A 12,767-nucleotide genomic window follows, 5' to 3' on the forward strand; every position below is an offset into this window, starting at 1 on the left:
GTCCACCGTGGCCAGCTGCCAGCCGCCGACCAGGACGCCGACCGCGCCGGCCGCGATGACCAGCCAGGCCACCGCGCGGGCCCATCGGACCGGCGCGGCCAGGCAGAGCACCGCCGTGAGCAGCGGAACCAGCAGCGACCACTGGGCCGGGGCGCCCGGCGGCACGGGGAGGTCGGGAAGCGGGAGGGTGAACGTCGGCAGGTGGGGCAGGGTGACGTCGGGCCAGGGCAGCCAGTTCACTCGCTGGCCTCATCCGGCTGCAGGTCGACATGTCCACGCGCGCGGTAGAGGGCGACGAAGACGGCCAGCGCGAGCACCACTTCGGCCGCCGCGATGGTGATCACGAACATGGTCAGCACCGCCCCCGAGGCGTAGTCGTCCGGCTCGAAGGTGCCCGCGGCGATCAGGACCATCCCCGCACCGGCCAGGATGAGCTCGACGCCGATGACCATGAGCACGGCGTGGCGACGGGCCAGCACGCCGTAGGTGCCGGCACCCACGAGGACGGCGGCCAACAGGATCGGCAGCGCCGGGCTCATCCCGCCCCCGCCTCGCGGGAGCCGCGGTGCGCACCGCCGGTGCGGGTCTGCGTGTCCTCGGTGACGCCTGCTCCCCGGGCCACGGCGATGGCCGCGACCAACGCCAACAGCAGCAGCAGCGACAGGAGCTCGAACGGCCAGACCCAGGTGTCGAAGATCTGGGCACCGATGTCGGCGTTCCCCGGCCCGGCGAGGCCACGACTCTCCCAGCCCACGAGCGCGACCATGGCCCAGCCCAGCACCACGGTCAGCCCCGCCGAGACCCACGCGGCGAGCACCCGGCGGGCCCGGGAGACGTCGACGGGCACGACCTCAGGACCCTGCGCCCGGGTGAGCATGAGCGCGAACAACAGCACCACCACCACGCCCCCCACGTAGACGAGCAGCTGCACCAGGGCGACGAGCTCGGCACCGAGTGCCAGGTAGCAGCCCGCCACGCCCCCCAGGGTCACGACCAACCACAGCGCCGCGTGCAGCACGCGGCTCGAGGTGACCGACAGGACGGCGGCGAGGCTCGTCAGCAGGCCGATGCCCAGGAACACTCCGTCGCGCAGCGTCACGCCTCCTCCTCGGGCGAGCCCGGAGGCCGGCGCGCCGCGGCCACTTCCGCTGGGAGCTCGGCGAGCGGGACGTGCTCCATCCAGCCCCCGAGACGGTCCTTGTCGTGCAGCAGGTTTCGGATGTCCCCCTCGGCGTAGGCGAAGTCGGGCGCCCAGAACAAGGCGTCGAACGGACATACCTCGATACAGATCCCGCAGTACATGCACAGCGAGAAGTCGATGTCGAAGCGGTCGAGCACGTTGTGCGTCTTCGCCCGGCCACCCTCGGGGCCGGGCTCGGTGGTCTCCTTGTGGCTGTCGATGTAGATGCACCAGTCCGGACACTCCCGGGCACACAGCATGCAGGACGTGCAGTTCTCGGCCAGCAGGGCGATGACACCGCGCGAGCGGTCCGGCAGGTCCGGCTCGACGTGGGGGTACTGCCGGGTATGCCCCCGCGAGGCCAGCGTTCGCGCGGTGGTGGCCAGCCCCCTCAGCATCCCCTTCATGCCCAGACCACCACCCCGACGCCGGTCAACGCGAGCTGGCCCAGCGCCACCGGGAGCAGCACCGTCCAGGCGAAGCGCTGCAGCTGGTCCTCGCGCACTCGCGGCCAGGCGATACGCAGCCACAGCACCACCACGGCGACCGCGAAGCCCTTCGCCAGCGTCCACACCGGGCCCATCGTCTGCGACCACGGGCCGGCCGGACCGCCGAGGAAGAGCACGGCGAAGAGCACCGAGAAGACCACGATCCCCGCGTACTCGGCCAGAAGGAACAACGCGAATCGCAGCCCGGAGTACTCGGTGAAGGGCCCGAAGACGATCTCAGCGTCCGCGATCGGCGCGTCGAAGGGGGTGCGCTGCAGCTCGGCGACCGCGCTGGCCAGGAAGACGAAGGCCGCCGGCAGCTGCCAGAGGAGCCACAGCGGGCTCCACGCTTCGATGACCCCCACCAACGACAGCGTGCCGGCCGCGAGCGCCACCGACGCTGCCGCCAGCACCAGGGGGAGCTCGTAGCTCACCAGCTGGGCTCCCGCCCGCATCCCGCCGAGCTGGGAGTACTTGTTGCCGCTGCCGAGACCGGCCATCAGGGTCCCCAGGACCCCGACCGAGGTGACCGCCAGCACCACGAGCAAGGAAGCAGGTACGTCGGCGGCGACCCAGGTCGCGGACAGCGGCACCAGCGCCATCGCCACCAGATAGGGCACGAGGGCCACGGCCGGCGCCAGCCGGAAGACGTGGCGGTCCGCGGCCGCTGGAGTGATGTCCTCCTTCTGGGCGAACTTGATCCCGTCCGCGACCAGCTGGCCCACCCCGTGGAAGCCGGCCTCCATCGGCCCCAGCCGACCCTGCATGTGGGCCATGACCTTGTGCTCGGTCTGGCCGATGAGCAGCGGCAGCGTCAGGAACGCACCCAGGACCACCACAGCCTTGAGGGCTGCCTCAACGGCGAAGGGGAGGTCGGCGAGCATCGTCGGTCAGCCTACCGAGAGCACGGGTTGATCCGGTGAACTCACACCCTCCCGCGGGGTGCGCCCTGCCCCGGGGCGCGTCGACTCCAGCCCCACGAGCATCGCTGACAGGTCTCGAGGCGGCGTGGCCTAGGGTCCTTCGGTCGCCGGGCGTGGGCCCCATGAGGGGTCGGGGACGCCGGGAGGCAAGAGCCTGCGCCGGCGGCCACCCCGACGAGCCGGGGCGGGGCCACCCTCGCTCGACTCGCCCGGCTCCTTGGCGCCGGGCCAGGCCTTGGACGCCCGCGCGGCGAGCACGAAGGACTTGCGCAGCGGAGCGCCCTCGAAGCCTGGCGGCAGGAGCAACGGGCGCAGACCCGCGCCCGTCCCGTCGTCGAAGCCGGTGAACGGGACGGCGAACATCTCGTGCGTCTCGCGCTCGTGCCACGCGGCGCCGGCGAACACCGGGGTCAGGCTGTCGACCGCCGTCCCGTCCGGTACCAGGGTGCGCAGCAGCACCCGGGCGAGGGGTCGGGGGGCCTGCGGCCCCACGGCCATCAGGTGTGCCACCAACAGGAACCCCGGCTCGCGACCCTCCTCGTCCCCGTCCTCGACGTCAGCGGTGGTGCCGTCCCCGCGGGCCCCGGTGTGGTCCACCGCGGAGAGCCAGTCGAAGAAGGCGAAGCCCGCTTGCGCGCAAGCGCGGGCCTGGCTCAGCCACTGCGTCGGGGCCACAGTGAGGCTCTGCGCTCCGGGAGCGAGCTCGATCATTTCCCGGGCCCGTCGCCCGGGGGCGTCACGGTGCCCCGCGACAGGGTCGCGGCGGTGGCGCCGGCCCGGGGGTCGCGCGCCCGACCGGGCCGCGCAGAGGCGATCTGGGACTGCAACGTGGCGATCCCATGGAGCAGGGCCTCGGGGCGGGGCGGACAACCGGGCACGTAGACGTCGACCGGGACGAGCTGGTCGACGCCCTTGGTGACGCTGTAGGAGTCCCAGTAGGGCCCACCGGAGTTCGAGCACGCGCCGAAGGAGATGACGTACTTCGGTTCGGGCATCTGGTCGTACAGCCTGCGGATGGAGGGAGCCATCTTGTCGGTCACCGTGCCGGAGACGACCATGAGGTCGGACTGGCGCGGTCCGGGCGCGAACGGGATCACCCCCAGACGGATGAAGTCGTGACGGGCCATCGAGGTGGCGATGAACTCGATGGCGCAGCACGCAAGACCGAAGTTGAACACCCACAGCGAGTACCGGCGGCCCCAGTTGAGCACCACACGCACGACCGCCGGCGCCCGGTCGGCCGCCGGGCCGACGCGAGGCATGGGCAGGTCGGTGCTCATCGGGCTACCACCATGTCAGCAGACCGCGTCGCCAGGCGTGGGCGAGCCCCAGGACGAGAACGCCGATGAAGATGCCCATCTCCACCAGGGAGGCCACCCCCAGGTCGGTGCGGATCACCAGCGCCCACGGGAACAGGTAGACGGCGTCGACCGCGAACACGACGTACAGGAACGCGAAGACCAGGTACCGCAGGCTGCCCTGGCTCCAACCCCGGCCCACAGGGTCCACGCCGGACTCGTACGTCGTCAGCTTGGCCACCGTGACGTGGCTCGGAGCCAGCAACCGCCGTCCCACGCCGGCCGCCACCACGAGCAGGACGCCCAGCAGGACGACGAAGCCCAGCACTGCGTAGTCGCTCATCGGCGGTCCTGCCGAGAAGGAAGCCGGACTCTGCTCGGGGCCATGCAGACACCCTAGCCGCGCCCTCAGCCGGTGAACGGGACCATGGTGCGCCGCCGGGCAGCCGCCCTCACACGGCTGCCCGGCGGCCGACTATGGTGCGCGAGATCTCGCACGCGCCGGCCCGATGGTGAGCCTCACCCCGAGACCAGGTCCTCCAGCGTCTGCCGGGCTCCCTTGGTGTGCAGCGAGTCGAGATGGCGGGCGTAGACGTCGGTGAACCGTTCGTTGGTGACCAGGTCACCGAACAGGTCGCCGTCGCGCAGGAACGCCAGGGGGTCGTCGTCACGCTGCTTGGCCGCTGCGGCCATCACCCTGCTTTTCAGCCGGTCGACCACCTCGATGGGCTCGCCCTGCTCGTCGCTGCCCTCGGCGTACCGGGCCCAGGCCGCCACCACCAGCGCGGAGCGCTCGATTTCCCCGTCATCGTGCAGGTTCTGCTGGATGACCGGCACGAGCCATTTGGGGATGCGGTCGCTGCTCTCGGCGCAGAGGCGGGCCAACGTGTCCCGGACCTCGGGGTTGGCGAACCGGTCGACCAGGGTCTGGCGGTAGTCCGCCAGGTCCGTGTCCGGCACGGGCGGCAGGGTCGGGGTGGCTTCGTGCTCCATGTAGCCCAGGACGAAGTCGGCGAACAGCTGGTCCTGAGCCACCTCATGGGCGTAGGTGTGCCCGGCGAGGTACCCGAGGTAGCCGATGGCCTGGTGGCCGGAGTTGAGCAGTCGCAGCTTCATCAGCTCGAACGGCTCGACGTCTTCCACGATCTGCACCCCCACGGAGTCCCACCGTGGACGACCTGCGGCGAAGCGGTCCTCCAGAACCCATTGCGTGAACGGCTCGCAGAAGACGGGCCAGCCGTCCTCAACCCCGATGCTCTCCCGGAGCGCGGAGATGTCGTCCTCCGTCGTCACCGGCGTGATGCGGTCCACCATCGAGTTGGGGAACGGCACGTGCTCGCTCATCCACTCCGCGAGCTCGGGGTCCTTGAGGCGGGCGAACGCCGTGATCGTCTTGCGCGCGATGTTGCCGTTGCCGGGCAGGTTGTCACACGACATCACGGTGAACGGCTCGAGGCCGGCGGCACGCCGCGCCTGGAGCCCCGCCACGATGAACCCGAAGGCGGTGGTCGGCACCGCACCCTCGGCCAGGTCCGCCTGGATCGACTCGTCGTCCTCGTCGAACTCACCGGTCACCTGGTTGACCAGGTAGCCGCCCTCGGTGATGGTCAGCGAGACGATGCGGGTGCGCTCGTCGGCCATCGCGTCGATGACCGCTTGCGGGTCGTCGGGCGCGAACAGCATCTCGATGATCGACCCGATCACCCGGGACTCGAGCTGACCGTCCGGGTGCTTCTGCACCAGGGTGTACAGACCGTCCTGATCGTTGAGCGTCTCGACGATCCGCCGGTCGTGCTCGAGCACCCCGACGCCGCAGATGCCCCACGACAGGTCCCCGCCCTCGGCCAGGACCAGGTCGGTGTACATCGCTTCGTGCGCACGGTGGAAGCCGCCGACCCCGAAGTGGACGATGCCGCGGGTCACCTGCGTGCGGTCGTAGCCGGGAATCCCCACCGACTCGTCGAGGTCATCCAGGGTGGACTGGCTCAACCGGGTCACTTGACCGCTCCCATCGACAGGCCCTGCACCAGCTTGTCCTGCGCCGCGAAGCCGGCCACGAGCACCGGCAGCGAGATGACCACCGACGCGGCGCACACCTGGGCCAGGAACAGCCCCTGGCTGGTCACGAAGCCGGTGAGGAACACCGGGGCGGTTCCGGCTACGGTAGAGGTCAGCACCCGCGCGATCAGCAGCTCGTTCCAGCTGAAGATGAAGCAGATCAGCGCGGCCGCGGCGATGCCGGGCATGACGACCGGGGCGATCACCGACACCAGAGTGCGGATCAGCCCGGCCCCGTCCACCTGAGCCGCCTCCAGCATCTCGACCGGGACCTCGGCCAGGAAGGACTGCAGCATCCAGATCGCGATGGGCAGGTTCATGGCGGTATAGAGGAACACCAGCGTGAAGATGTTGTCCAGCAGGTTCAGCTCGAGCGCGATCAGGTACAGCGGCAGGATCGCGGCGACGATCGGCAGCATCTTGGTGGACAGGAAGAAGAACATCACGTCCGTCCACTTGTCGATGCGCTTGATCGACAGGGCGTACGCCGCCGGAAAGGCGAGCAGGATGACCAGCGCGGTGGAGACCAGGCTGGCCGTGGCGGAGTTGATCAGCGGCGGCAGCGGGCCGGCGTTCCAGAAGCTGCGGTAGCCGTCGAGGACCAGGGGCGCGAAGAAGTTCGGCGTCCTGGTCGCGGCGTCGGTCTCGGCATGAAACGACGTGAGCACCATCCAGAGCACCGGCGCGACGAAGGTCAGCCCGATCAGCCAGGCGAGCAGGCCGAAAACGATGGTGGAGGTGGACCGCGGTTTGCGGTTCATCTGCTGCACCTCTTCGACGCGCTCCTCCTGCTTCTTCTGCTCGCCCGCCGTGAGGTCCTCTTGCTCGGTACTACTCATCGGCTCTCCTCCTGGAACAGGCTGAACGCGGTCTTCAGCGCGAACATCGCGATGATGATGGTGCCGAAGACGGTCACCACACCGGCCGCGGACGCCTCGCCGTAGTCCTGGGCGCTGAGCAGGGTCTGGTAGATGTGGTACGGAAGGTTGGCCGTGCCCAGCGCACCCGCCGTGAGCGTGAACACGTGGTCGAAGTTCTGCACCACGTAGATCGCGCCGAGCAGCCCGGCCAGCTCGATGTAGGGCCGCAGGTGGGGCAGCGTCATGTGGAAGAAGATCTGCCACGCGTTGGCGCCGTCGATCCTCGCCGCCTCCACGACGTCCATGGGCCGGGACTGCAGCCCGGCCAGCAGGATCAGCATCATGAACGGCGTCCACTGCCAGATCAGCGAGACCTCGATAGCGATCAGCGCGTTGGAGCTGATCCAGTCCCTGGTCGGGGCGTTCTCACCGAACAGCAGTCGCAGGATCCCGTTGAACAACCCGTAGCTCGGGTTGTACAGGGCGTGCTTCCAGACCAGCGCCGCAGCGACCGGCACGATGAGGAAGGGCGTGATCATCATGGTGCGCACGATCCCCCGGCCGAAGAACTGGCGGTCCAGCAGCAACGCGATCCCGAGCCCGATCAGCAGGGAAGCCAGGACCACGGTGACGGTCAGGATGATGGTGACGAAGACGGCACTGCGCGCCTCGGGGTCTCCGAAGACCGCGCGGTAGTTGTCCAGCCCGGCGAACCCACGGTCATCGGGACGGAACGCCACCCAGTTGGTGAAGGAGATGATCAGGGTGACGATCATCGGGACCTGCGTGAGGATGATGACGAAGATCAGCGCCGGAAGCAGCGGCGCCCGACGGGCCCAACGGGCGGACCGGCTCAACGTGGAGGACCGGGTGGAGGACGACGTGGTGTCGTCCTCCACCTCGGTCGCCGTGGTTGTCGAAGACACGCCTGCTACTCCCGGTAGCTCTCGGCCACGTTCTCAGCGCGCCGCTGCCCGTTGGTCAGGGCCTTGTCGACGCTCATCTGACCGGCGATCACCGAGCTGATGTCCTCACTGATCTGGGTTCCCATGTCCGGGAACTCGGGGATCCCGACGAACTGGATCCCGGGAGCCGGCCGGGGCTGCACCCCGGGGTCGTTGGGGTCGGCCGCCTCGATGGCCGCGCGCTGCGGCTCGGCGAAGGCGCCTGCGACGTCCAGGTAGTCCTGGTTCTCGTACAGCGAAGAACGCTTGCCGGCGGGGACCTGCGCCCAGCCGACCTCCTGACCGACGAGCTCCTCGTACTCCGCGCTGGAGGCCCAGGAGATGAACTCCCAGGCGGCGTCCTTGTTGCTGCTGGCCTCCTCGATGCCCCAGGCCCAGGTGTACAGCCAGCCCGAGGAGTCCGTCTCCTTCACCGGCGAGGCCGCGTAGCCCATCTTGCCCGCGACCGGAGAGTCCCCGGCCTCCAGCGACCCGGCGGCGGAGGTGGCGTCGACCCACATCGCCGAGTTGCCCTGGGTCACGTTGTTGAGGCACTCCGTGAACCCGGACTGGGCGGCACCGGACTGGCCGTAGTCACGCACGAGGTCGGTGTAGAAGGTGACCGCCTCGCTGAACTCCGGCGCGTCCACCTTCGCTTCCCAGTCCTCGGTGAAGTAGGTCCCTCCGAAGGTGTTGACCACGGTGGTCATCGGAGCCAGGACCTGGCCCCAGCCGGGCAGGCCCCGCAGGCAGATGCCCGACATCCCCTGCTCGGCGCCGTCGAGCTGCTCGGCCAGGTCGGCGACCTCGTCCCAGGTGGGCTCGTCCGGCATCTCCAAGCCCTCGTTGTCGAAGATGTCCTGGCGGTACATCGTGAAGGAGGACTCACCGTAGAACGGCTGGCCGTAGACCGACCCGTCGTAGGACAGGGACTCCTGCATGGGGCCCAGGATGTCGTCCTGGTTGAACTCGCTGTCCTCGTCGATGTAGTCGTCCATGTTGGCCACCCAGCCACGCTCGGCGTAGATGGGGATCTCGAAGTTGCTCAGCGAGGCCACGTCGTACTGGCCGGCCTGGGACGAGAACTCCTGGCTGATCTGGTCGCGGACGTCGTTCTCGGGCAGCGTGGTGAACTCGACCTTGATGCCGGTCTCCTCGGTGAAGAACTCCGGGGTCAGCTTCTCCAGGTCGACCATCTGCGGGTTGTTCACCTGCAGCACCCGCACGGTGCCACCCCCGTCCCCGCCGTCGGAGGAGCCGCCTCCACCTCCTCCCGCACCGGAACAGCCGGCCAAGGTTACGCCGGTGGTGAGGGCCATAGCCACGATGAGGGGACGGCGTCGTCGCATCGGTCTACTTCCTTGTAGATGAGTCGAAACAGGGCGCACGCTCATATGAGCACCTTTGCGCACTGTCGAGTAAACTGCGGTCGAAGGGTCGCTGTCAATGGTTCCCGCCGTATTGTGATCCCAGCTGTGGCTACGGCATCCGCCGTAGTCACCCGACGACCGGAGGTGGACGCCGTGCCCGCGATGGGTCCCTCCGAGGCGGTGCTGGCCGCGATCGTGGCCCGACGGCACTACCTGCACGGCGACTCCAAGATCGAGATCGGTGAGCGCCTGGGGGTGAACCGGTTCAAGGTCGCCCGACTCTTGGAGGCTGCCCGCGAGTGCGGCATGGTGCGCATCGAGATCATCAGCCCCGGCACCGTGGACCTCGACCTGTCCGCCGCCGTGAAGGAGCAGTACGGTTTCGAGCACTGCGCCGTCCTGGCCGGGCGGCCCTCCACCCCGGTCGAGGACCGCGTCGCGCTCGGTCAGGTCGCCGCGGACCTGCTGGGAGAGATCCTCACCGCCGGCGACGTCCTCGGGCTGCCGTGGTCGAGGTCGACACTGGCGATGACCAAGTCCCTCACCGACATCCCGCTGGTCGAGGTCGTGCAGCTCAGCGGGGCCGTCGAGATGCCGGGCATGGACGCGACGGCCGTGGACATGGTGCGCACCACGGCTCGGGCCAGCGGGGGCGCCTCACGCATCTTCCACGCGCCGTTCATCCTGGACGACACCGAGACCACCCGGAATCTGCGGCGGCAGGCAAGCGTGGCGCAGACCCTGGCGGCCGCCACCACGGTCACCCACGCGGTGGTCGGCGTGGGTGCCTGGAGCGAGCACCACTCGTTGATCTACGACCTCATCGGCGAGGACGACCGACGCAGCATCACCCGGTCGGGCGCCATCGGGGAGGCGGCAGGGGTGTTCTACGACGCCGAGGGCGCGCCGGTGCACACCGACCTTTCCGAGCGCATGATCACCATCTCCTATGAGCACCTGCACGCCGTGCCCCACGTGATCGCCTTGACGGCTGGACGTCCGCGAGCTGCGGCCGTGGCTGCGGCCGCCCGCGGAGGGCTCATCACGAGCCTGGTGACCGACGCGGCGCTGGCTCAGGCGCTGCTGGACCGGCCGGACTGACTCCACGCGGTCGGCCCGCTCACACCCCCAGCCGGGAGAGCCGGGCCGAGACGGAGGCCTGGCACGAGTGCCCGAAGACCAGGGCGTTGACCAACAGCGGAAGTAGCTGGTGCAACGAAACCCGCTCCTGCCACGCCTCGGCCAACGGAGAGACCTCCTGGTAGGCGGAGAAGACGCGGTCGTCGAAGCCGCCGAACAGGCGCATGAAGGCCAGGTCCAGCTCCCGGTGCCCGTACTGGACGCTGGGGTCCACCATCCACTGTCTGCCGTCCTCGGCCAGCAGGACGTTCCCGTGCCACAGGTCCCCATGGACGGTAGCGGGCTCCTCAGGAGGCCCACACACCTCTTCGGCCCGTCGCAACAGCGCATCCACCCGGGACAGGACACCGGGGTCCATCCGCTCCTCGCGGACCGCGCGATGGACCAGGGGCACCACGCGCGCGTGCAGGAAGCTCTCGGCCCAGCTGTCGGTGGCACTGAGGTCCAGCTGCATCACGCCCAGGTAGCCGGTCCGGGCGCCGTCGATCGCGCCGAAACGGGGGCCGTGGTGGGCGTGCTGGGCCGCGAGCTCGCGACCGAAGCGCTCCGCGGCCTTGGCCGAGCACGTGACGCCGAGGGGCGCCGGTTCGACCCATTGCAGCACCAGCCCGGTCCGACGGTGACGCAGAACCGTGGGAACCGGCACGGTGCCGGTCCGCGCCAAGGCGCGAAGTCCCTGTGCCTCCTGGCTGAACAGGCCTTCCGCCTGCTGCCGCATCGTCTTGATGCACACCGGGCCAGTAGGCGTCTGCGCCCGGTAGACCTGGGCGATGAGGCCGCCGTGGACCGGACGCAGGCTCTGCACGTCCAGCCCGTCGGTCAGCTCCGCAGGCAGGTCGAAACGCGAGGGCACGGCCACCAGTGTGACCCAGGTTCCGGTGCAGGCACGAAGCCGGCACACTGCCCGGCGCGCGGGCCAGGGCACCGTGGCCGGACTCCGACCGCGTCGACAGGGCACGGTGGCCCGGGAGCATGCCGACGCCGTGGCTCAGACCCTCATCGAGGCCCGGGCCGAGCGAGAGCCGGCCCGGCCCATGGGCGGACCGGCCGGGGTGGCTCAGGCCCAGGGACGCAGGGCCTGGGTCACCTTGGGCAGGTACCCCCGGCCGAAGAGCAGCACGTGCACCAGCAGCATGGCGAGCTGGTGCACAGGCACCCGGGCCGCGGCGCCGTGAGTCAGCGGGAAGACCTCCTCGTAGGCCGCGAACACGCGCCCGCTGAAACCACCGAACATCCGCATGACGGCCAGGTCGAGCTCGCGGTGCCCGTACTGCGCGCTGGGGTCGATGAGCCACCCCCGTCCCGCTGTGTCCACCACGCGGTTGCCCGGCCAGAGGTCGCCGTGCACCAGGGCCGGCGGCTCGGGCGGCCCGCACGCCTGCGGATCCGCACTCATCCGCTCGACCCGTTCCAGCTCGGAGGCATCGAGCAGACCGCGCGCGTGCGCCTGTCGAGCCAGGGGGTAGACGCGGTGCTCGAGGTAGCAGGACGCCCAGGTCGGACGCGGGGTGAGATCGAGCGGCACCGATCCCAGATAGCCCCGGGACGAGCCGTCCACCGCCCCGAAGTGGGGAGCGGTCCGAGCGTGCAGCGCCGCGAGACGGCGACCGAACTCCTCCTCCTGCGCCGGGCCACCACCCCCGCCGGGTTCGATCCAGCGCAGCACCAGGGCCCGCGGGTGCTCGTAGACCACCTCCGGCACATCAGGGCCCCCGGGCACCGCGAGGGCACGCAGCCCGGCCGCCTCACGCTCGAAGAACTGCGGCGCGGGGTCGGCGAGAGTCTTGACGAAGATCGGCCCGTCCGCTGTCTGCGCCCGGTAGGAATGAGCGATCGACCCCCCGCCGACCGGTCGCCACGAAGTGACCGAGCAGGCGTCCAGCACCTCCCGAGGCGGGTCGACGTCCCGCGTGTTCACCGCGCTCGTCCACTACCCAGCCAGTCCAGCAGGCCCCGGCAGGCCGGCTCCAGCTGGTCGAACATCTCGGCGAAGGCCCGGGGTGGCTGGCCGTAGGGGTCCGGCACGTCGTCGCCTTCCTCGCCTGCCCAACGGTGACCGTCGTCGCCCGGCGCGAAGGAGCCCAGCCGGACGATCTTGACCCGGGCGCTCTCGTCCGGGGCCAGACCAGCGAGGTCATCGACGTTGCCCGCGTCCATGGCGACGATGAGGTCGACGTCGGCGAAGTCCTGCGTCGAGAACTGGTAGCCCCGATGATCGACCGGTATGCCGCGCCGTCTCGCCTCGGTCAGCATGTGCGGGTGCGGCTCCTCGCCGACATGCCACGGGCCGGTGCCGGCCGAGCTCACCTGCAAACCGGCGAGGTCGCCCGGCCGGTCGTCCTCGCCGCGCTCGTCCAGCAGATGCTGGGTGAGCGCCTCAGCCGCTGGTGACCGACAGATGTTCCCGAGACAGACGAAGCACAGACGCATGCGCCCAGTCTCAAGCATCGGGCCCGGTGGCCCGACATCCTGCTCGGATTCAAGGATTAACTTACGCTCCCGTAAC

Annotated in this window: 16 protein-coding genes; 1 reads left to right on the top strand and 15 read right to left on the bottom strand. The window is 69.9% G+C overall.

Annotated features, from left to right (window positions below; translation table 11 throughout):
- From VJ976_RS04515 to VJ976_RS04570, 12 genes are all read right to left on the bottom strand, one after another.
- Nucleotides 1-240: hypothetical protein (locus VJ976_RS04515; RefSeq protein WP_324098921.1), on the bottom strand; the 240-nt coding region annotated here is incomplete at its 3' end.
- Nucleotides 237-539 (bottom strand): NADH-quinone oxidoreductase subunit NuoK, encoded by a 303-nt coding sequence (gene nuoK / locus VJ976_RS04520; RefSeq protein WP_324098922.1) that lies wholly within the window; start codon nucleotides 537-539, stop codon nucleotides 237-239. The genes VJ976_RS04515 and nuoK, both read right to left, overlap by 4 nt.
- Nucleotides 536-1,099 carry an NADH-quinone oxidoreductase subunit J gene (locus VJ976_RS04525; protein WP_324098923.1) on the bottom strand — a complete coding sequence of 188 codons (564 nt, stop codon included), beginning with the start codon at nucleotides 1,097-1,099 and terminating at the stop codon, nucleotides 536-538. The genes nuoK and VJ976_RS04525 overlap by 4 nt, the downstream gene beginning before the upstream one ends.
- Nucleotides 1,096-1,587: a 4Fe-4S binding protein gene (locus VJ976_RS04530; protein WP_324098924.1), complete on the bottom strand. Its 492-nt coding sequence runs from the start codon at nucleotides 1,585-1,587 to the stop codon at nucleotides 1,096-1,098. Before VJ976_RS04530 ends, VJ976_RS04525 begins: the two co-directional genes overlap by 4 nt.
- Complete coding sequence (locus VJ976_RS04535; RefSeq protein ID WP_324098925.1) at nucleotides 1,584-2,552, bottom strand: complex I subunit 1 family protein; 969 nt, start codon at nucleotides 2,550-2,552, stop codon at nucleotides 1,584-1,586. The genes VJ976_RS04530 and VJ976_RS04535 overlap by 4 nt, the downstream gene beginning before the upstream one ends.
- Before the next feature lie 129 nt (nucleotides 2,553-2,681).
- Nucleotides 2,682-3,266 carry an NADH-quinone oxidoreductase subunit C gene (locus VJ976_RS04540; protein ID WP_324098926.1) on the bottom strand — a complete coding sequence of 195 codons (585 nt, stop codon included), beginning with the start codon at nucleotides 3,264-3,266 and terminating at the stop codon, nucleotides 2,682-2,684.
- 32 nt (nucleotides 3,267-3,298) lie between these two features.
- A complete protein-coding gene (locus VJ976_RS04545) occupies nucleotides 3,299-3,853 on the bottom strand; it encodes an NADH-quinone oxidoreductase subunit B (RefSeq protein WP_414693567.1) in 555 nt (184 codons plus the stop codon).
- A gap of 22 nt (nucleotides 3,854-3,875) precedes the next feature.
- Nucleotides 3,876-4,232 (bottom strand): NADH-quinone oxidoreductase subunit A, encoded by a 357-nt coding sequence (locus tag VJ976_RS04550; protein WP_324098928.1) that lies wholly within the window; start codon nucleotides 4,230-4,232, stop codon nucleotides 3,876-3,878.
- 176 nt (nucleotides 4,233-4,408) lie between these two features.
- Entirely contained in the window at nucleotides 4,409-5,887 is a 1,479-nt protein-coding gene (locus tag VJ976_RS04555) for a mannitol dehydrogenase family protein (RefSeq protein WP_324098929.1), read from the bottom strand.
- The gene (locus VJ976_RS04560; RefSeq protein ID WP_324098954.1) at nucleotides 5,884-6,708 is read right to left on the bottom strand and encodes a carbohydrate ABC transporter permease; all 825 of its coding nucleotides are present in this window, start codon (nucleotides 6,706-6,708) and stop codon (nucleotides 5,884-5,886) included. Before VJ976_RS04560 ends, VJ976_RS04555 begins: the two co-directional genes overlap by 4 nt.
- 74 nt (nucleotides 6,709-6,782) lie before the next feature.
- Nucleotides 6,783-7,733: a carbohydrate ABC transporter permease gene (locus tag VJ976_RS04565; RefSeq protein WP_414693564.1), complete on the bottom strand. Its 951-nt coding sequence runs from the start codon at nucleotides 7,731-7,733 to the stop codon at nucleotides 6,783-6,785.
- Between the two features lie 5 nt (nucleotides 7,734-7,738).
- On the bottom strand, nucleotides 7,739-9,100 hold the full coding sequence (locus VJ976_RS04570; RefSeq protein WP_324098930.1) for a sugar ABC transporter substrate-binding protein: 1,362 nt from the start codon (nucleotides 9,098-9,100) through the stop codon (nucleotides 7,739-7,741).
- A gap of 126 nt (nucleotides 9,101-9,226) precedes the next feature.
- Here VJ976_RS04570 and VJ976_RS04575 point away from each other — a divergent pair, with 126 nt between their 5' ends.
- Nucleotides 9,227-10,222 (top strand): sugar-binding transcriptional regulator, encoded by a 996-nt coding sequence (locus VJ976_RS04575; protein WP_324098931.1) that lies wholly within the window; start codon nucleotides 9,227-9,229, stop codon nucleotides 10,220-10,222.
- Between the two features lie 19 nt (nucleotides 10,223-10,241).
- On the opposite strand, the gene VJ976_RS04580 is transcribed toward VJ976_RS04575, so the two are convergent.
- The 3 genes from VJ976_RS04580 to VJ976_RS04590 all read right to left on the bottom strand — a co-directional run bounded on the left by VJ976_RS04580 (nucleotide 10,242) and on the right by VJ976_RS04590 (nucleotide 12,691).
- Entirely contained in the window at nucleotides 10,242-11,114 is an 873-nt protein-coding gene (locus VJ976_RS04580; RefSeq protein ID WP_324098932.1) for a fructosamine kinase family protein, read from the bottom strand.
- A 204-nt stretch (nucleotides 11,115-11,318) separates the two neighbouring features.
- Complete coding sequence (locus VJ976_RS04585; RefSeq protein WP_324098933.1) at nucleotides 11,319-12,179, bottom strand: fructosamine kinase family protein; 861 nt, start codon at nucleotides 12,177-12,179, stop codon at nucleotides 11,319-11,321.
- A complete protein-coding gene (locus VJ976_RS04590) occupies nucleotides 12,176-12,691 on the bottom strand; it encodes a low molecular weight protein-tyrosine-phosphatase (RefSeq protein ID WP_324098934.1) in 516 nt (171 codons plus the stop codon). Before VJ976_RS04590 ends, VJ976_RS04585 begins: the two co-directional genes overlap by 4 nt.
- Nucleotides 12,692-12,767 lie beyond the last annotated feature (76 nt).

This window comes from Ornithinimicrobium sp. (assembly GCF_035267225.1).
GTDB lineage: Bacteria > Actinomycetota > Actinomycetes > Actinomycetales > Dermatophilaceae > Ornithinicoccus.

Excerpts from the sequence above, each read along its gene's own strand:
- nuoK (WP_324098922.1), bottom strand. The coding sequence starts at position 539 with ATGAGCCCGGCGCTGCCGATCCTGTTGGCCGCCGTCCTCGTGGGTGCC.
- VJ976_RS04535 (WP_324098925.1), bottom strand. The coding sequence starts at position 2,552 with ATGCTCGCCGACCTCCCCTTCGCCGTTGAGGCAGCCCTCAAGGCTGTG.
- VJ976_RS04545 (WP_414693567.1), bottom strand. The coding sequence starts at position 3,853 with ATGCCTCGCGTCGGCCCGGCGGCCGACCGGGCGCCGGCGGTCGTGCGT.
- VJ976_RS04530 (WP_324098924.1), bottom strand. The coding sequence starts at position 1,587 with ATGAAGGGGATGCTGAGGGGGCTGGCCACCACCGCGCGAACGCTGGCC.
- VJ976_RS04590 (WP_324098934.1), bottom strand. The coding sequence starts at position 12,691 with ATGCGTCTGTGCTTCGTCTGTCTCGGGAACATCTGTCGGTCACCAGCG.
- VJ976_RS04570 (WP_324098930.1), bottom strand. The coding sequence starts at position 9,100 with ATGCGACGACGCCGTCCCCTCATCGTGGCTATGGCCCTCACCACCGGC.
- VJ976_RS04550 (WP_324098928.1), bottom strand. The coding sequence starts at position 4,232 with ATGAGCGACTACGCAGTGCTGGGCTTCGTCGTCCTGCTGGGCGTCCTG.
- VJ976_RS04560 (WP_324098954.1), bottom strand. The coding sequence starts at position 6,708 with ATGAACCGCAAACCGCGGTCCACCTCCACCATCGTTTTCGGCCTGCTC.